The following is a 17,722-nucleotide window of genomic DNA, read 5'->3' as shown; positions in this document are numbered from 1 at the left end:
AGCGGTACAAGCTCAAATAATGGAGATTGTGAGCAGTGAGATGTCCTCATCCATGAATCCAGAGGGCATCTCGCCTAGCCAATCAGCCCGGATCGAAGTGATCGGTGTTGGAGGTGGTGGCAGCAACGCCGTCAATCGCATGATCTTGAGCGACCTGGAAGGAGTTGCCTATCGCGTTTTAAACACCGATGCACAGGCGCTGATTCAATCCGCTGCCGATAATCGCGTTCAGTTGGGGCAAACGCTCACCCGTGGACTTGGAGCTGGCGGCAATCCCAGCATTGGCCAAAAAGCGGCCGAAGAATCACGGGCTGATCTTCAACAGGCGTTACAAGGCGCTGATCTGGTCTTTATAGCCGCGGGCATGGGAGGTGGCACCGGAACTGGTGCCGCTCCCGTCGTCGCCGAAGTCGCTAAGGAAAGCGGAGCTCTCACCGTTGGCATCGTGACCAAGCCATTCAGTTTTGAGGGTCGCCGCAGGATGCGCCAGGCCGATGAAGGCATCGCCCGCCTGGCAGAGCACGTAGACACTTTGATCGTGATCCCCAACGATCGTCTTCGGGATGCCATCGCTGGAGCACCTCTGCAGGAAGCCTTCCGCAGCGCTGATGACGTTCTGCGTATGGGAGTGAAGGGAATCAGCGACATCATCACCCTCCCAGGCCTGGTCAACGTTGACTTCGCTGACGTTCGCTCCGTGATGACCGAAGCCGGTACTGCCCTGCTGGGTATTGGTGTGGGTTCAGGTCGATCAAGGGCGGTCGAAGCGGCACAAACAGCCATCAACAGCCCCTTGCTCGAAGCCGCTCGCATCGATGGTGCCAGCGGCTGCGTGATCAACATCAGTGGCGGCCGGGACATGACCCTGGAGGACATGACCACGGCATCAGAAGTGATTTATGACGTGGTGGATCCAGAAGCCAACATCATTGTTGGCGCTGTGGTGGATGAACGCCTCGAGGGTGAGATTCACGTGACCGTGATCGCTACGGGCTTTACGGACGGAAATCCTTATCGCTCAGAGCGCAGCATTGCGAGGCCAGCCGTTTCAGCATTTGAGCCAAGCCCAAACACAAACCTTGTCCCTGAAAGCGGAGCGCGCATTCCTGATTTCCTCAGGCAGCGGCAGCAACGCCAAAACAACAACTAGAAGTTGGTGACCCGGAGTCCACGCCTGCCCAGAGCATCCCGTGTGGCTGCTCCCTTCCGGTTCTGACCAGGTTTGGGCGTCTGGACCGCATGGATCCGAATCGATGCAATGTTAGCAATGAACCTCTTTTATGGCGGAAGGGCCGATGCGCCCAGCTGAATTGATTCGCTTCAAGCAATCAGGGAGAGCGATCACAATGCTCACAGCCTGGGATGGTCTCAGTGCTGCTTTGGTTGAAGAAGCAGGCGCCGATGTGGTTTTAGTGGGTGATTCACTCGCGATGGTGGTTCTTGGCCATGCCACCACCCTTCCGGTAACACTTGAACAAATGCTTCATCACAGCCAGGCCGTATGCCGAGGGCTGAGCAAACCTCTCGCCCAGCAACCGCTGGTGGTGTGCGATCTGCCATTCCTGAGTTATCAATGCGGCCTCGATCGCGCCGTCGCCGCTGCAGGCACCATTCTCAAAGAGTCGGATGCCGCTGCCGTCAAGCTTGAGGGCGGAGAGCCCGAGGTGGTTGCCGTTGTGGATCGCCTCGTCCGCATGGGCATCCCAGTGATGGGCCACCTCGGACTCACCCCTCAGGCCGTGCACCGCCTCGGCTACCGGCGTCAAGGCATCGATCCGCGCAGCCAGGACAAACTGCACCGCCAAGCGCAAGCCCTACAGGACGCCGGTTGTTTCTCTCTTGTTTTGGAGCATGTGCCTGGCGAACTCGCTGGTCGCATGCGACGCCACTTGTCCATTCCGGTGATCGGGATCGGCGCCGGGGACGATTGCGACGGGCAGGTCAGCGTGACCGCGGACCTGCTGGGCTTAACGCCAAGCCAACCACCCTTCACCCCGGCCCGCATGCAAGGCCGTGAACTCAGCATCACCGCTCTGAAAAGCTGGCTAAAGGAGCAACGGGATCAGGGAGCAACTCCCACCACTCCACCACCTCCACAAGCACCTGATTGCTAACAGCCATCCCCTCGGGATCGCTGAGGCGCCAGCGACGGCCAAGGCGTTCCATCAGGCCTATGTCGACGAAGGGTTGCCAGCGTGCCTCTAGGGCAGGCAAATCATGGTTGCAACGCCGTTCGTCCCAGCCGCAGCGTCTCGCAAGATCCCAAAGGTCCACGCCTTCATGGCAGCGCAGTCCTACGAGCAAGCGATCATCCAGAGGCATGCTCCCCGCTGACTCTCGAACCAAGCTGGAATCGAGCTCTTGCCTTTGGCCCTGCAACCAGGCGGCATAGGCCTCACGGGTTCGAGGACGGGCCATCCGCTCCCCCCAGGGAGCACTGGTCGCACCCAGCCCAAACGCCCACCAGCCCGCGCCACTCCAGTACACCCGGTTATGCCTGGAGGCATGGCCTGGTCTGGCGAAATTTGAGATTTCATAGCGGCTGTAACCAGCGCGCCTCAGCCTGCGGCTGGTGAAGGCGATGCGGTCGGCGGCAGCGTCCTCCTCTGGAAGCGCCAACTCACCACGCTTCTCGCGCCAAGCAAACACTGTGCCTGGCTCCACGCTGAGGTCGTAGATCGATACGTGGGGGGCTTGCACAGCAACGGCCTGCTCCAGCTGCGCCTCCCACTCCTCGTCCCCCTGATCTGGAAGGTTTCGAATCAGATCCAAGCTCCAGCTCTGCAGTCCACCCACCTGCAACGACTCTTGGAGCCAATGGCAGGCCTCCAGCAAATCCTGCCGGCGATGTCGGCGCCCAAGGGCCGCAAGCCTCTCATCGTCAAAACTTTGCCCTCCCAAACTCACCCGGGTCACGCCCGCAGCGATCAGGGATTGAAGATCACTCTGTTCAAACGTGGCAGGGTCCATTTCCAAGGTGATTTCGGCACCCTGCTGGAACCCGAATCGGCCTCTGAGCTGCTGCAATAGCCCTGAAATTTGATCAGGCCTCAATAGCGATGGCGTGCCACCCCCCACGTACACAGTGGCCAGTGCAGGGCCTTGGGGAGACAGGCTGATCTCTGCGCTGAGTAGATCCAGATAGGCCTCGATCGAACCACTACCAGACCCACCAAACGCATCAGCTCGATCGCCGAGAGGCACCACCGCGAAATCGCAATAAAAACAACGCCGATGGCAAAAAGGAATGTGTAAATAGGCGCTGCGAGGTGCAGATGCGATCATCTGCGCAGGCAGAGCGACGGAAGATGGTGCATGCTGCCTGCATACGGAGTGAACGGCACGACCGATTGCCATGGTTGAAGTTCTCATCCTGGTCCTATTTCTGATCTCCGGTGGAGCCACCGGCTGGATGGGAGTTCATCTCCTTCCACAAGAGATGCTGGACGATGTCACCGATGTCCAACGGGTGCGCCTCGGGCTCACAGGTGTTGGCACCGGCATAGGCCTCGTTGCAGGCCTTGTTTTTAAGCGGTTGCGCCTGCAACTGATGCAGCAGGTGCGCACGATGCCCACCGATTTATTGATCAGTCGGTCGGTGGGACTGATCCTTGGTTTATTGGTCGCCAACTTGTTGCTGGCGCCCATCCTGCTACTCCCCCTTGCCGGTGGCGTGACCCTGCTCAAACCCTTGGCTGCGGTGCTCAGCAATGTGTTTTTTGGGGTTCTGGGATACAACCTCGCTGAGGTTCACGGACGCACGCTCCTGCGCCTGTTCAACCCCACAAGCACGGAAGCCTTACTGGTCGCCGATGGCGTTCTCACCCCTGCGACCCCAAAGATCCTCGATACCAGCGTGATCATCGATGGGCGAATCCGCGGCATGTTGGCCTGCGGCCTACTGGAAGGTCAGGCGATCGTTGCTCAAACGGTGATCGACGAGATGCAGCAGCTGGCCGACTCCACCAACCTGGAGAAACGAGCCAAAGGGCGTCGTGGCCTCAAACTTTTGCGCGATCTCCGCGACACCTACGGACGCCGACTGGTGATCAACAGCACCCGTTACGAAGGCACGGGTACCGACGACCGTTTGCTCCTGCTCGCTGGCGATACGGGCGGCACGCTTGTGACCGCCGACTTCAACCTGGCCCAGGTCGCCGAGGTGAAGGAGATCAAAGTGATGAATCTGAGCGAATTGGTGATCGCCCTTCGCCCTGAGGTTCAGCCTGGTGATGAGCTGTTGCTCAAAATCGTGCGCGAAGGCAAAGAGGAGAGTCAGGGAGTGGGCTATCTCGAAGACGGCACGATGGTGGTAGTTGAGGAGGGCCGGACCCTGATCGGATCCCGTCAGCCCGTCGTGGTAACCGGTGCTCTGCAGACCCCAACAGGGCGCATGGTGTTTGCACGCCGAGACAAAAACGGGCACAAGACCAACCGCAGCAGCAAAAACAGCAAGAGCAAGGGTGTAAGAACCGACAACGCTGAAGAGCACCCTTCCGCTTGACCCCGCTAGGCTCCCTCCACGACAGGGATGCTTAGCGGAATGACCACATCAGCGCCTTATTACGGCGACTCAGGCGTGATGCGCACACCGCCGCCTGACCTTCCCTCTTTGATGCTCAAAGAGCGGATCGTGTACTTGGGCCTTCCGCTGTTTTCAGACGGAGACACCAAGCGTCAGCTCGGCCTTGACGTCACTGAGCTGATCATTGCCCAACTCCTCTTTTTGGAGTTCGACAACCCAGATAAACCGATTTATTTCTATATCAACTCAACGGGTACGAGTTGGTACTCGGGCGAGTCGATTGGCTTCGAGACAGAAGCCTTTGCCATCTGCGACACGCTTCGCTACGTGAAGCCCCCTGTGCACACGATTTGCATCGGTCAGGCGATGGGAACGGCTGCGGTCATTCTTTCCGCTGGCACCAAAGGGCAAAGAGCGGCCCTACCCCATGCCTCCATCGTGTTGCATCAGCCCCGCAGCGGCGCTCGCGGCCAGGCCACGGACATTCAGATCCGCGCCAAAGAAGTGCTGCATAACAAGCGAGCCATGCTCGAAATCCTTTCGACCAACACCGGTCGCAGCGTGGAAGAACTCTCTGCCGATTCAGACAGAATGAGTTATCTCACCCCTCAAGAAGCCGTGTCCTACGGCCTGATTGACAGGGTCCTGGACAGTCGCAAGGACCTGCCGGCTGCAGTGGGTTAATTACCCATCCACCATCAACTGCGTTTGTAGTTGTCTCAATAGACCATTTCTTTCATCTCCTTCAACCCATCTAAGGACCCATGCCGATCGGTACCCCCAGCGTTCCCTACCGCCTCCCCGGCAGCCAAATGGAGCGCTGGGTCGACATCTACACCCGCCTTGGCGTTGAGAGGATTTTGTTCCTCGGCTCTGACGTGAATGACGGAGTTGCCAACAGCCTCGTCGCCCAGATGCTGTATCTCGATTCCGAAGACAGCAGCAAGCCCATCTACTTGTACATCAACTCCCCAGGTGGATCCGTAACCGCTGGTTTGGCGATTTACGACACTATGCAATACGTGAAGAGTGACGTCGTCACGATCTGCGTAGGACTGGCCGCATCGATGGGTGCGTTCCTGTTGACGGCAGGCACGAAAGGCAAGCGCTTGGCTCTTCCCCACAGCCGAATCATGATCCACCAGCCTCTCGGTGGCACGGCACAACGGCAGGCGAGCGACATCGAAATCGAAGCCAGGGAAATCCTGCGGATGAAGGAAATGCTCAACCGCTCGATGGCCGATATGACAGGTCAGAGTTTTGAAAAAATCGAGAAGGACACCGACCGGGATTATTTTTTGAGCGCAGCAGAGGCCAAGGATTACGGCTTGATCGATCGGGTGATTTCCCACCCCAACGAAGCTTGAGGGCCAATCCGGCCCATCCGTAAACTTCACTATTGTCCTCAGCAGGTTCCGACCGGATGGCTCAGCTTTTCTATGACTCAGACGCCGATCTCTCGCTTCTGAGCGGCAAGACGGTAGCCATCATCGGTTATGGATCTCAGGGTCATGCCCATGCTCTGAACCTCAAAGACAGTGGCGTCAATGTGGTTGTTGGTCTTTATGACGGCAGCCGCTCAGCCGAGAAAGCCAAAGCCGACGGCCTCGAAGTCTTGAGCGTGGCGGATGCTTCCGCTAAGGCCGACTGGATCATGGTGCTGCTACCCGATGAGTTCCAGAAAGAGGTCTACGAGAAAGAAATCGCCCCACATCTCAGTGAAGGCAAGGTTTTAAGTTTCGCGCACGGCTTCAACATTCGCTTTGAGTTGATCAAGCCACCCGCAAACGTGGATGTGTTGATGATCGCTCCGAAAGGACCCGGCCACACTGTGCGCTGGGAGTATCAGAACGGTCAGGGTGTTCCAGCCCTCTTTGCGATCGAACAGGACGCTTCAGGGAACGCTCGCGGCCTGGCTATGGCCTACGCCAAAGGCATCGGCGGCACGCGCGCGGGCATCCTCGAAACCAATTTCAAGGAAGAAACCGAAACCGACCTCTTTGGTGAACAGGCCGTTCTCTGCGGCGGTCTCTCCGAGCTGGTCAAAGCCGGCTTTGAAACCCTTGTGGAAGCCGGCTATCAGCCCGAGCTCGCCTATTTCGAGTGCCTGCACGAAGTCAAGTTGATCGTTGACTTAATGGTGAAGGGTGGTCTGTCCTCCATGCGCGACTCCATCTCCAATACGGCGGAATACGGCGACTACGTCAGTGGCCCTCGTCTGATCACCGCCGACACCAAAGCGGAGATGAAGAGGATCCTCTCGGACATCCAAGACGGAACCTTTGCCAAGAACTTCGTTGCAGAATGCGCAGCCGGCAAGCCTGAGATGAATAAAGTTCGCGCTCGTGATGCCGAGCATCCGATCGAGAAAGTTGGCAAGGGCCTGCGTTCAATGTTCAGCTGGCTCAAGACGGCCTGAGCGATCCCGTTCTGCTGGTGATCGCCGCCGCAGGCCTTGACCTGCTGGTCGGCGATCCTCGTTGGTCCCCCCATCCAGTGGTGGCCATGGGTTGTGTCATCACTGGACTACGTCAATGGATCGAAGCCTGGGCAGGAGACAGGCCCTTTCGCTTGCGTGCCGGTGGTGTCTTAATCACGCTCGTTTTGGTGTTGGGAAGCGGTGCAACGGGCTGGCTGCTCGAGCGTCTGCTGTTGCCGCAGTCTCCGTTACCCCAACCGCTGGCAGCACTACTCGTTGTGATTGCCCTGGCGAGCGCCCTGGCCGCACGCAGCCTTCGCGACAGCGTGCTGGCCGTGCTTCAGGCCCTACCAGACCTGCCCTCAGCAAGGGATCGCCTGAGTTGGATTGTGGGCCGGGATGTAAGCCAATTGGATCAAGACGACATCCTCCGGGCCAGCGCAGAAACAGCCAGTGAAAATGCGGTGGATGGACTGTTTGCCCCCTTGTTTTGGATGCTGATCGGAGCAGGCCTATGGAAGGCAGGGTTTAGTCAAGGTCCAGGACCACTGGCCTTGGCATGGGCGTTCAAAGCAAGCAGCACCCTCGATTCCATGCTTGGTTACAAACAAGGTCGGCTGCGCTGGCTCGGCACTGCTGGAGCCCGGCTCGACGATCTCCTCACCTGGTTGCCCTGCAGGTTGGTGCTGATCACGCTTCCACTGGTGAGCATGCGCTGGTCCCAATGGCCAACAACAGTGCGTGCCGCCGCTGCAGACGGGAGGCCTGATCCATCGCCAAACGCAGGACTCTCCGAATCCATTTTTGCCCACTGCGCCGATGTGCAGATGGGCGGGCCCAATCGCTACGGCAACACCTGGATCAACAAACCACTGTTTTCCTCTCAATCCGAGAAGGCAACGGCTTATGGAGTGCGCAAGCTATTGAACCTTGGCCTCAGGCTGGAAGGTGCTTGGTTGGTGGTGGCAGCCGGGTGCTTCTTCCTTCAGTAGGCACCCCGATCCATTGGAAGCAGAAGCACTCCAAAGGTACGCATGATAATCGCCAAATCCAGAAGGAAAGAACGACCTCTCGAATAGGCCAAATCAAGCCTGACCCGCTTGGCATAACTGAGATTGTTGCGACCACTCACCTGCCACAACCCGGTTAAACCAGGCCGCACAGCCAACACCTCATCCATGAAGGGGCCATAGCGCTCAATTTCCTTATCCACGATTGGCCGTGGGCCCACCACGCTCATCTCACCGCGAAGGACATTCAAGAATTGAGGGAGCTCATCCAGGCTCGAGCGTCTTAGGAAACGCCCGATCGGAGTAATGCGAGGGTCTTGGCGGAGCTTGAAATCACGCTCAAACTCAGCTCGCATTTCCGGTGACTCAGCCAACACCCGTTGCAGAACAGCGTCGGCATCTGCGCGCATGGTGCGAAATTTGATGCAGCCAAAACGGCGATATCCCCGTCCAACCCGTTTCTGCACGTAAAACACAGGTCCTGGCGAACTCAGGCTCACCAAAGCAGCGATCAACAAAAAGGCTGGCGATCCAAGCCCCAAGGCCAGCAACGAGAAGGCAATATCACCACTTCGCTTGAGCGTGCGCCCCAACCTGCTCTGCTTACGAACCAGTGCCACCGATGTGAGCACCGAGGGAGGCGCTGACAACAACTCGAGATGCCGCTTCGTCGCACGCCGACTCAGACTGGATCCACCGGCCTGAAGCGACGCACGACGCAGACTGACTTGCATCAAGTGTCCCTTGAGTCTCAAACCACTGAACCGCAACAGGGGCAAAGCAAAAGAGTAAAAGGGTCAGTCACCGCAACGGCACAGGAACAACTGCTGATTTCGACTCGCTGGCGCACAGGCGTCGGATCAGCAAATAACAGCATTTGCTGATCGAAACAGGTCAAGAAGTCTCTCAGCCAATTGCGGCAAAGAGCAAGTATTCCGAAGCTGGGGTATGACTTCCACCGACACGTCCATCAGCGCCCTTCTCGAAGAAGCTCTCCAAGAACCAACGATTGGAGACACAGGGAGCTTTCGGTGGCACGCCACTGCGATTGGAATCGCAGCGTTATGGATCGACGCGTCTCCGCCTTCCACTCCACCCTTTGAAAACGCGTTGAAGGAAGGACTAGAGATTGGCTTGGATCTAAGCCGAGAAGAACGTGAATTTCACCAAGTCAGCGAAGGGCTCGTCCTCCTGTTTCATTCTTAATTGATGAAACCAGTCCCCTCAGAAAACAACTTAAACAATCCAAAATAAGCCATCAATTTGAACAAACACCTGCTCATCGTCGCAAAATACTGGCTAGGTGGATTCGTGGCATTAATGCTTTTATTTTATGCAATTATTTCAATACGATAAAAAGTTTAATCAATCAGGCCTCAAAATGGCGCCATCCCAAAGAGGGTGTGACAAAATCGCAGTTAAGTCATTAAGTAGAAGCGTCTGATCGTCGTGCATCCAACCGCGATCGATAACCTGAATCAGATATTCATGCTGAACACCATCCCCGCGCTGACGTGAGCAAATAACAATGACATCATCGTAGGAAATCGGAAAATCAATCGTTAAAGCTCGGCAAAGAATGCCTTCTGATACGAACAATAGAAAATCACAAACAACCTGACTCAAAAACTCTTCCCCCTCAGCAAGGTCACCACAAGCGATCATCTGCTCTTTGGTCTGTGGCGTATAGGTCACAAACGAATAAACGAATGGAGCACCTGTTTTCTGTAAATATAAGCCTTTAAATGGACGAGACATCTTCATCACACCTCTAATCACAGTTGCAAACTTCTAAAAAACAAATTCTCAACTCTCTTGCTTAATAGTCCATAGGAGCGAATGGCTCAAGAAACATCAAAAGCCTTTTACATCCTACACCAAACCTTTTATCCTTTTCAGCGATACTTGCTGCGAAAAGAATCCTTGCCGGCACAAGAGGAAGTGTCACGCATGGGGGAAAAGAATTAACAATTATCAATCTGCAATCAATCCTTAGCATCAATGCATAACAATCAAAACGAAGCCTAGAAAGAAAAGAAAAGAAAAGAAAAGAAAAGAAAAGAGAGGCCTCCCCAGACCTCCCTCATAACGACGCATTCCCAAGGACTGCATCCTTGGGTCATCATGAGTTTCATAGATCTATTCGAACTCTTTTGTAGGAACAGGCACCAAATCTCTATGAGGTGAGCAGACAAAAAAAAGACCCCTAAGACATGCTCCTCAAAGGTCGCTTAGCAATGATTTGCGGAACGACCTATTCAGTTCCCACCATTACAGAAGCGAACTGCTTGCGCATTGGTCTTGCCCTCGGCAATAACTTCTTCAACGCAACCGTTAAATGCCTTGCTCTCTTGCTTCACAGCACAGAAACCAAGAGCAATTGCTGCCAAGGAAATGGCAGAGAGGACAGTGGCAGAGATCTGAATCACGCCATAGGCAAGCATCGCTTTCTTCTTGCCACCGCAGTCTTTGCTCTGGCTGCTGGTTTGTTCACTGGAGGTCTCGTTGGACATGGAAAGGGAAACACTGGATCAACCCTATGGACTGGAAATGTTCCATAGAGGCAGATAGCAGCAGGGATAACCGCCCCACAGTTCAGACCATGACAAGGAATTGGGACAAAAGAGTACTTATTCAGACTCGTCTAAAACGGAGAGGGTGGGATTCGAACCCACGAGGGTGTTACCCCTACACGATTTCGAGTCGTGCGCATTCAACCGGGCTCTGCCACCTCTCCAAACGCTTATCCAGCGTGATCCCATCTTAAAGCTCCACCGCTTGATTGCTTGAGGCGATGGGATTGCCCATTCACGCGCAAATTCCAACGTCGGTCTTGACCATGCAGGGGACGAAGCATCAAGCCAGGGCTCTGGAGGCGTTGACCTGGCAGCAATGGGGGCTGCCCCTGATGCTCAGCCCGCACGGTGTGAGCGAGTTCCGTCCAACAATCAATCTGCTCACTCGCTACTGGATCCATCACCACCAGCCAATCCAAACGCTGGTGTCCGTATCCGTGCCCAAGCTGCTGAGCCAACTGGCAACTGAGCAAATCTCCATGACTGCTCATCAGCGCAGCACGCCCTTGGTGACGGGCCAACAACCACTGCCTCCCCCACTGCTGCACCAACATCACCTCATCGCTGAGCTGAACACCGGCTTGCATCAGCGTGGCCAAGAGCAGCATCGGGAAAGCTCTCCAGCGCCAGAATTGCAGCGACGGCAAGGCCCAAGGCAGCAGAGCCAGCACGACGAGCAGCACCACCCAAGGCTGCGGATGTCCCGTCAGCAACTGGGCATGCGGCCACGTGCTCATCCAACGCACCAACGCGATCAAGAACAACGCCAACTGCTGCACTGGCCAGATCAATACCGGCATCACCACTGCAGCGATCGCCGTTGGCAGCATCAATGTGAGCAGCGCCAGGATCATCGCCGCAAGGGTGAGCGGTGCCAGCAAAGGTGCAGCGATCAGGTTGCTAACTAGCGAGTACAGGGGCACAGAACCGAAATGCAGGATTTGCAGGGGAAGGGTCCAGAGCAGCGCCGCCACTGGCACCGATACGGCGGGAGCGAGAAGCCGCAGCCAAGGATGAGGACAACGCTGAAGGAACCACTGCTCTAAGGGCTGCGAACTGAGCACTAAACCCGCCGTCGCAGCGGCACTGAGCTGGAAGCCAATCGATCGTGCCCATGAAGGATTCACCAACAGCATCAAAACCAATGTGCTGAGCAGCACGCCTAAGGGTTGGGCGCGAGAGCCCCGCTCTCGGATCAAGAGAACGGCAGCTCCCATCAACACCGCGCGAACAACTGATGGCTGACCGCCCGCTAGTGCAAGAAAAACAGCCATCGCGCCCACTCCAGCCGCCAAGCGCAAGGGCGTACCAACCCTGCGCGTTAGGGCAAGGGTGGCTCCCAACAACACGGAAAGGTGAAATCCAGACGCCGCTAAGGCATGGGATAAACCGGCGACACGAAAAGCCTCTTTCAGCTCCGAGCTGAGCTCAACTTGGGCACCGCCAAGCACCAAAGCCGCCAACAGGCCACCTGAGTGCTCTCCTGCTAAATCTTGAAATCGAGTAGCGATCCGACGACGCCCATCCGCCAGAGGCGTGTGATCTTGATGGATCAGCTCCACTTGCTTGGTACGGAATTGGGTCCAGCACCCGCGAGCTGCGAGCCGCTTAGACGGATTAGGAAGCAGAGGATGGCTTGCTACTGCAGGAGTCACGAGCTGACCTTGAGCCCTCACGGAGGCGCCTTTGCGCAACATCTGGTGGCAAGGATCCACCACTAACTCGGTGCGGCCATCAAGAACCTGGCCCGAAAGATGGTTCACCTGCAGCAAGGCTTGGCAGCGCTCCCTACGAACAGGTGCATCCGCGAGAGCACGGCCCTCAATCACCAGCGGTATCTGATCGGAACCGCTTGGCACAAACTGAAGCGGATCGAGTGGTGTGGGCGTGGCCGCTTGCCCCGTCAACGAGCGCAGCAACAAGCCACCCAGCACAACAACAAGAACAAACAGCTTCCATCGGAACAATGAGAACTGGCGGCAGATCAGCAGAACAGCCGCAGCAAGCCCTACCAACACCACACACCAGTGTTGAGTGGCCTGGGACAAGGCCGCCCCAAGCTGCGTGGCAAGCATCAATAGAACCAGCCAAAGAGCAACGTTCATCAACGCAAGGTCATCGAGCTGGTTGAAGGATTCCCCTTAAGTTGGAATAAAAGCGATGCATACAAATGCATCATCAAACAGTTTTTTCTATTTCAAATCAAGATCAGCAAATAAAACCCATAAGAAAACAATAGAACCCTTTATCTATTCATTCATTCATTCAAGCCGTTAAGCACCAATGAACTTAAGAGCGAAGAATTGGATTTTCAATGCTTAAACAGGAACAGACCCAACATTCACTGCGATATCAAATAACCACAACTTTAGCAATGAATCAGAGTCTCAACGACCTGCAACCGCCGCCGCTTTTTGCTTCAGCAAAGGAAAGCCGAGAGCCTCCCGTTCGGCCAACCAAGCCTCAGCTACTTTTCGGGCCAGATTGCGAATCCGTCCAATCGTGGCGGTGCGTTCTGTCACCGAGATCACACCACGTGCTTCTAAGAGATTGAAGGTGTGGCTGCACTTCAAAACAAAGTCGAGGGCAGGAGCTGGCAAGTTTTGTTCGATTAGGTCACTGGCTTCTGCCTCATAAATGGCAAAGAGCTGTTTGAGACGATCAGGATTAGAGGCTTCAAAATTAAATTGACACTGCCCCTTCTCAAAAGGAAGCCAAATATCTCCGTAGCTGCGTTCTGTATTCCAGCTCAAATCCCAGATGCTTTCCACATCCTGCAAGTACATCGCTAAGCGCTCTAAGCCGTAGGTGATCTCAATGGATACGGGCTTGCAATCGATGCCACCACATTGCTGGAAGTAGGTGAACTGGGTGACCTCCATCCCGTCTAACCACACCTCCCATCCCACACCCCAAGCACCAAGCGTTGGCGACTCCCAGTTGTCCTCCACAAAACGAATGTCGTGATCCGCAGCGCAAATTCCTAGGGCAGCAAGAGAGGCGAGATAGGTTTCCTGAATGCCATCGGGAGAAGGCTTGATCAGCACCTGATATTGAAAGTAATGCTGTGCCCGATTGGGGTTATCGCCATAACGACCATCGGTGGGGCGCCGGCAAGGTTCTGGATAGGCAACTGCCCACGGCTCAGGTCCAATCGCCCGGAGCACCGTATGCGGGCTCATCGTTCCAGCACCCTTTTCCGTGTCATAGGGCTGCAACAACACACAGCCCTGCTCTCCCCAAAAGCGATTCAGCGTGCTGATGATGTCCTGGAAGTGCATACCGAGCAGGGGCCTAGTGGGAACAGTTGGACTTGCTCACTGAGTTCTGCGCTATTGCAGGCTTTGGAACGCGCATCGGACGATGGCGAAACCGGCGAGCAACGCAGAGAACCTGTGGAGCTAAAAGGCTAGTCGAGCACAGGCTTCTGGCCTAAACCGACAAGCACGCGCGCGCCTCAGGCGGATTTAGTAGCGACTTGCTCACGATTTCGTCATATCTCCGCTGACAGAAAAGTCACAGTGATGGTGCGAAAGCAAGACGCGCTGAGAGGGGTTGAGAGCCCTCTCTTTTTATGGTCCACAGCCAGAGCCCCACACAGGATCTGTTGGCCTCCACCCCTGACGTCGCAAAGCCTTCCATAGCTGCTCTGCCTGCTCATGGCGCAAGCATTGCCGACGCTTCAACAGCGCTGGTTCACCGTTTGGCATGCCCCTGCCCTCATCCACGAAGACCCGAGGACACCCAGTCCATGACGCCTGATCGCGATGGAACCTTTTCACCCAGTAGCCATCAGGATCCTTGAGCCAACCCTCCCTTCCCATTCCACGCCAGCAATTAGTACAAATCTACTGCTCACGCTCTGCAGCCCGTAACGCCCAGACCAAAGACGCAGCCGCAACAGAGCGGGGGTGGCAAGCCCTTAATAACGAAACTGCTGAAAGGTCTTAATGGGTATCGCTTCGTCGTCATCTGAGCGACGCACGACGGCATCACGCGCCACCTCTAGTTCAATGCATTCAAAAGAGCGCAACTCTTGATCATCAGTGCATTCTCGACGCTGATACTCAACTTTGTTTACTTTGCGATCCTGAATGGTCTTTTTCTGGGGGATCTTTAGTTCATCAACTGCCATTCCTTCGCGCGGGCCAAACGAACACAACTCCCTAGCAAGATCTGTCTCAGCCTTGTCAAGGCAAACACTATATTCGGCCTCTATCTTCCGCCTCATAGACTGATCATTCTGGATCTTTAATTTCTTTTTTTCCAGCGCAGTCAACGGCACCGTGCGCCGAACCGTCGTCAGCGTTTCCACCACATAACTACCGCCGAGCGAGATCCATTCGTTCGCCGCCTGTTCAGCCTTCTCCTTCGACTGAAAAAGGGAACTATCCATCTCACTAGGGGCAGGAATTGTGCGCCTGGCCTTGGAGTAGAAGAGACCCGCATAAACCAGCATGCCAATCAAACCTGTGCCGACAACAGCCACAAACAAAGCCGGAGTAGAAGGCCCTTTCAATCAATAACGAGCAAGCAATAAAAATCTAGCAGGCATCAGCCAGGCAATAAGAATCAAGGATCTAAGCAAATAACAAAGATCTAAATTCAATCCATTCAGATTCGTTCAAATCCAAAGATTGAGGCCCAGATCAAATCTTGCTCCAATCAAGTTGTTCGATCAAGAGGAAAGCCGGCATCGCCTGGGGTTACCCCTTTGCAAAACAGCGATCCAAATGAGCGACAGCGTGCTGTTGACGCGAGCGAGAGCGGGAGATGCTGGGGCTAATAATCCCCAACCAAAAGCGTCCACCTCCCTGAACGACCAGCACAGGTTTGCTCGCCCGTTTCCCCTGGGACTTCAGCAGCGACAGGCTGAGTTTGTCTGCGACCTCCGCACCCCGCGGTTTCGATCGCAGCCTGGCCAGCACAGGGTTGACTTGAGCGATGGGCAGAAAGCTCGCTGTTTGAGATTCCGTGACCAGGATCATCCCGTCTAGCCATGCCACCTCCACCAAGAGATCTTCAATCGAAGCCAGCAATGACGGGAGCGGGAAGGCCAAACGGATACCTCCGTTTCTTAATGTTTTCTTCCTAATCCCTTTTTGGGGTCACCGCGCAAGGGTCTCAACAGGCCTCAACCATCCTTAACGATTTCAATCAACGAATTAAGAGCAGCACACCCATCTGTCCGCCGACCAATCGTCGATGCTGTGCCGCGGTAAAACCAGCAGCAACAGCCTGCTGCTCCTGCTCCGCTCCCGTCAGGAATTGCTCCACGCTCGTTTCGAGATAGGCGTATTGGTCGGCAAGCCCCATGCCAGCAGCGACAGGAACCACGATCCGGCGCAGGTAGGTCCGTTGAAACGCTGCCGCTGCACTGCCTTCTGGCAACCGATTGAAATCCAACACAGCGGCGCGCCCGCCAGGCTTCAGCACCCTTGCCATCTCCTGAAAACCCAAGAACGGGTCCGCCAGGTTGCGTAACCCATAGGCCATCACCACCCCATCGAAATCTTGATCTGGCAACCCGGTTTCAAGGGCATCCGCTTGCATCCATTGCACCGGCAACCAGGGCTCGCGGCCCGCTCGCTCCGCAGCCAAAGTCAAGGGCGCCGCTGCAGCATCAAGCCCCAAAACAGAACCCTCCGGTCTCAACTTTCTTGCCAACGCAAGAGCGAGATCACCCGTTCCACAACACAGATCAAGCCAACGCTCACGCGGTTGCGGACTCAGCCAAGACAGGAGTTGACGCTTCCACTGTCTGTGCAGCCCCAAACTCAGCAGGTCATTCAGGCGGTCATAACGGGGAGCAACAGCGTTAAACAACGCCTCAACTGCAGCAGGATCACGAGGTTTCACAAGCAGATCAAAGAAGCAATCCGTTCAAAGTCATCACCATCACCGTGGCCAAACCAACAGCGGCTGAACACACCAAGCAGCCCGCAAGCATCAACGAAAATTCCTGTTGGTCGATCGCCGACTGCATCAATTGCAGTGCCCAGGCCAGCAATGCAATCACCACCAACACCAACACAATTCCCACAGGCAAAGCCTGCTGACGTGTCATCAATGGCAGACCTCCTGTCAAAACCTGCCCTATTAAGTCTTTTCAATTTAAGACGCAATCTTGGGTTCTAAGGGCCTGATCAGCAAACCGCGTCCTTGCAAATCCAATTTGATTTGCTCAACGCTGAGAACTCCGTCATGGAGAAGTGAAGCCAGCAAGGCCGCAGATGCCTGGCCGCCCTCTGGCCCGGAATCCAGAGCTGCAGCGATGTGATCCATGCAGCCGGCCCCACCCGATGCAATCACAGGTACGGCAACGGCCTGCGCCACTGCACGCGTCAGCGCCAAGTCATAACCAGCTTGGGTTCCATCGCCATCCATCGACGTGAGCAAAATTTCCCCTGCACCAAGGTCCGCAACCCGACGCGCCCAGTCCACCGCATCCAATCCAGTGTTTTCGCGGCCGCCTTTCACATAGACATCCCAGCCACCGCTCGACCGACGCCTCGCATCAATCGCCACAACGATGCACTGACAGCCAAAACGCTCAGCTCCCTCTGAGACCAGTTCAGGGCGACGAACAGCCGACGAATTCAGACTCACCTTGTCGGCACCGGCACGCAACAGCTCAGTGATGCCCTCCACGGAAGCGATTCCGCCACCCACGGTGAACGGGATCGTCACACTCGCAGCCGTGCGACGCACGAGGTCCACCAACGTGGCGCGCCCCTCATGGCTGGCGGCAATATCGAGAAACACCAGCTCATCAGCTCCGGCCTCGCTGTAACGACAGGCCAATTCCACCGGATCGCCTGCGTCACGCAGGCCCACAAAATTGACACCTTTCACCACCCGGCCCTTGGCCACGTCGAGGCAGGGAATCAAACGAAGAGCGACCATGTCAGTTGAAAAGAGGCTGTTAGTGTTGCGGCCACTTCTCAAGCCTGGCAGGCCATGTCACAGCAGACGTCAGTCACGATCGACATCGGCTCGAAGGTTCGGGTCACCCGAGTCCGCGATCGCATTCCCGGTGCCCTGGTGGAACTCCTCAAGAAAGACTCCTCCGGCACCGTGGTTGATTTCCGCACTGTTGACGGAAAAGGAATCGGCGTGGTCGTTCAGCTCAGTGATGGCTCTACCAGCTGGTTCTTCGAAGACGAAATCGCTCCCGGCTGAGGATTGACCT

The 17,722-nt window shown here is 55.8% G+C and carries 21 protein-coding genes, 1 tRNA gene and 1 other RNA gene; 9 read left to right on the top strand and 14 right to left on the bottom strand.

Going from position 1 to position 17,722, the window contains the following annotated elements; translation table 11 throughout:
• Nucleotides 1-19 precede the first annotated feature (19 nt).
• Nucleotides 20-1,150: a cell division protein FtsZ gene (ftsZ, locus tag SynMVIR181_RS03575; RefSeq protein ID WP_186590008.1), complete on the top strand. Its 1,131-nt coding sequence runs from the start codon at nt 20-22 to the stop codon at nt 1,148-1,150.
• Nucleotides 1,151-1,155: 5 nt separating this feature from the next.
• Here ftsZ and ffs read toward each other — a convergent pair.
• Nucleotides 1,156-1,252: signal recognition particle sRNA small type (ffs, locus tag SynMVIR181_RS03570), an RNA gene on the bottom strand.
• A 43-nt stretch (nt 1,253-1,295) separates the two neighbouring features.
• Here ffs and panB point away from each other — a divergent pair.
• Complete coding sequence (gene panB, locus SynMVIR181_RS03565; RefSeq protein WP_186590474.1) at nt 1,296-2,114, top strand: 3-methyl-2-oxobutanoate hydroxymethyltransferase; 819 nt, start codon at nt 1,296-1,298, stop codon at nt 2,112-2,114.
• Here the strand turns inward: panB and hemW are convergent.
• The gene (gene hemW, locus SynMVIR181_RS03560; RefSeq protein WP_186590007.1) at nt 2,026-3,285 is read right to left on the bottom strand and encodes a radical SAM family heme chaperone HemW; all 1,260 of its coding nucleotides are present in this window, start codon (nt 3,283-3,285) and stop codon (nt 2,026-2,028) included. The two genes, panB and hemW, sit on opposite strands and share 89 nt — an antisense overlap.
• 70 nt (nt 3,286-3,355) lie before the next feature.
• On the opposite strand from hemW, the gene SynMVIR181_RS03555 reads away from it, so the two are divergent.
• The 5 genes from SynMVIR181_RS03555 to cbiB all read left to right on the top strand — a co-directional run bounded on the left by SynMVIR181_RS03555 (nt 3,356) and on the right by cbiB (nt 7,936).
• Nucleotides 3,356-4,504 (top strand): PIN/TRAM domain-containing protein, encoded by a 1,149-nt coding sequence (locus SynMVIR181_RS03555; RefSeq protein WP_186590006.1) that lies wholly within the window; start codon nt 3,356-3,358, stop codon nt 4,502-4,504.
• A gap of 39 nt (nt 4,505-4,543) precedes the next feature.
• Nucleotides 4,544-5,209 carry an ATP-dependent Clp protease proteolytic subunit gene (locus tag SynMVIR181_RS03550; protein WP_038014693.1) on the top strand — a complete coding sequence of 222 codons (666 nt, stop codon included), beginning with the start codon at nt 4,544-4,546 and terminating at the stop codon, nt 5,207-5,209.
• A gap of 80 nt (nt 5,210-5,289) precedes the next feature.
• Nucleotides 5,290-5,892, top strand: coding sequence for an ATP-dependent Clp protease proteolytic subunit (locus SynMVIR181_RS03545; RefSeq protein WP_186518389.1), 603 nt, complete (start codon nt 5,290-5,292; stop codon nt 5,890-5,892).
• Between the two features lie 56 nt (nt 5,893-5,948).
• Nucleotides 5,949-6,944: a ketol-acid reductoisomerase gene (ilvC, locus tag SynMVIR181_RS03540; protein ID WP_186524803.1), complete on the top strand. Its 996-nt coding sequence runs from the start codon at nt 5,949-5,951 to the stop codon at nt 6,942-6,944.
• Between the two features lie 17 nt (nt 6,945-6,961).
• Nucleotides 6,962-7,936 (top strand): adenosylcobinamide-phosphate synthase CbiB, encoded by a 975-nt coding sequence (cbiB, locus tag SynMVIR181_RS03535; RefSeq protein WP_186590005.1) that lies wholly within the window; start codon nt 6,962-6,964, stop codon nt 7,934-7,936.
• Here the strand turns inward: cbiB and SynMVIR181_RS03530 are convergent.
• Entirely contained in the window at nt 7,930-8,688 is a 759-nt protein-coding gene (locus tag SynMVIR181_RS03530; RefSeq protein WP_186590004.1) for a sugar transferase, read from the bottom strand. The genes cbiB and SynMVIR181_RS03530 overlap by 7 nt on opposite strands.
• Nucleotides 8,689-8,902: 214 nt before the next feature.
• Here SynMVIR181_RS03530 and SynMVIR181_RS03525 point away from each other — a divergent pair, with 214 nt between their 5' ends.
• Nucleotides 8,903-9,160, top strand: a complete 258-nt coding sequence (locus SynMVIR181_RS03525) for a hypothetical protein (protein ID WP_186524800.1) — start codon at nt 8,903-8,905, stop codon at nt 9,158-9,160.
• A 159-nt stretch (nt 9,161-9,319) separates the two neighbouring features.
• On the opposite strand, the gene SynMVIR181_RS03520 is transcribed toward SynMVIR181_RS03525, so the two are convergent.
• From SynMVIR181_RS03520 to hisF, 11 genes are all read right to left on the bottom strand, one after another.
• Nucleotides 9,320-9,712 (bottom strand): hypothetical protein, encoded by a 393-nt coding sequence (locus tag SynMVIR181_RS03520; protein ID WP_186590003.1) that lies wholly within the window; start codon nt 9,710-9,712, stop codon nt 9,320-9,322.
• Nucleotides 9,713-10,212: 500 nt separating this feature from the next.
• Nucleotides 10,213-10,467, bottom strand: a complete 255-nt coding sequence (locus SynMVIR181_RS03515) for a hypothetical protein (RefSeq protein WP_186524798.1) — start codon at nt 10,465-10,467, stop codon at nt 10,213-10,215.
• Between the two features lie 137 nt (nt 10,468-10,604).
• Nucleotides 10,605-10,691, bottom strand: a tRNA-Ser gene (locus SynMVIR181_RS03510).
• 6 nt (nt 10,692-10,697) lie between these two features.
• Nucleotides 10,698-12,635 carry a ComEC/Rec2 family competence protein gene (locus SynMVIR181_RS03505; RefSeq protein ID WP_186590002.1) on the bottom strand — a complete coding sequence of 646 codons (1,938 nt, stop codon included), beginning with the start codon at nt 12,633-12,635 and terminating at the stop codon, nt 10,698-10,700.
• A gap of 282 nt (nt 12,636-12,917) precedes the next feature.
• Complete coding sequence (gene glyQ / locus SynMVIR181_RS03500) at nt 12,918-13,811, bottom strand: glycine--tRNA ligase subunit alpha (RefSeq protein ID WP_186524764.1); 894 nt, start codon at nt 13,809-13,811, stop codon at nt 12,918-12,920.
• A gap of 291 nt (nt 13,812-14,102) precedes the next feature.
• Complete coding sequence (locus tag SynMVIR181_RS03495; protein WP_186590001.1) at nt 14,103-14,354, bottom strand: DUF1651 domain-containing protein; 252 nt, start codon at nt 14,352-14,354, stop codon at nt 14,103-14,105.
• 98 nt (nt 14,355-14,452) lie between these two features.
• Complete coding sequence (locus SynMVIR181_RS03490) at nt 14,453-15,049, bottom strand: hypothetical protein (RefSeq protein ID WP_255444406.1); 597 nt, start codon at nt 15,047-15,049, stop codon at nt 14,453-14,455.
• Between the two features lie 187 nt (nt 15,050-15,236).
• Nucleotides 15,237-15,590, bottom strand: coding sequence for a hypothetical protein (locus tag SynMVIR181_RS03485; protein WP_186524763.1), 354 nt, complete (start codon nt 15,588-15,590; stop codon nt 15,237-15,239).
• 97 nt (nt 15,591-15,687) lie between these two features.
• A complete protein-coding gene (gene ubiE / locus SynMVIR181_RS03480; RefSeq protein ID WP_186524762.1) occupies nt 15,688-16,389 on the bottom strand; it encodes a bifunctional demethylmenaquinone methyltransferase/2-methoxy-6-polyprenyl-1,4-benzoquinol methylase UbiE in 702 nt (233 codons plus the stop codon).
• A 7-nt stretch (nt 16,390-16,396) separates the two neighbouring features.
• The gene (locus SynMVIR181_RS03475) at nt 16,397-16,597 is read right to left on the bottom strand and encodes a hypothetical protein (protein WP_186524761.1); all 201 of its coding nucleotides are present in this window, start codon (nt 16,595-16,597) and stop codon (nt 16,397-16,399) included.
• A 47-nt stretch (nt 16,598-16,644) separates the two neighbouring features.
• Entirely contained in the window at nt 16,645-17,436 is a 792-nt protein-coding gene (gene hisF, locus SynMVIR181_RS03470; RefSeq protein ID WP_186524760.1) for an imidazole glycerol phosphate synthase subunit HisF, read from the bottom strand.
• Between the two features lie 54 nt (nt 17,437-17,490).
• Between hisF and SynMVIR181_RS03465 the strand changes: the two genes are divergently transcribed.
• On the top strand, nt 17,491-17,712 hold the full coding sequence (locus SynMVIR181_RS03465; RefSeq protein WP_186590000.1) for a DUF2862 domain-containing protein: 222 nt from the start codon (nt 17,491-17,493) through the stop codon (nt 17,710-17,712).
• Nucleotides 17,713-17,722: the final 10 nt, after the last annotated feature.

This window comes from Synechococcus sp. MVIR-18-1 (genome assembly GCF_014279835.1).
GTDB lineage: Bacteria > Cyanobacteriota > Cyanobacteriia > PCC-6307 > Cyanobiaceae > Synechococcus_C.
Note: the sequence above shows the minus strand (reverse complement) of the source record. Positions and strands in the feature narration are given on the sequence as shown.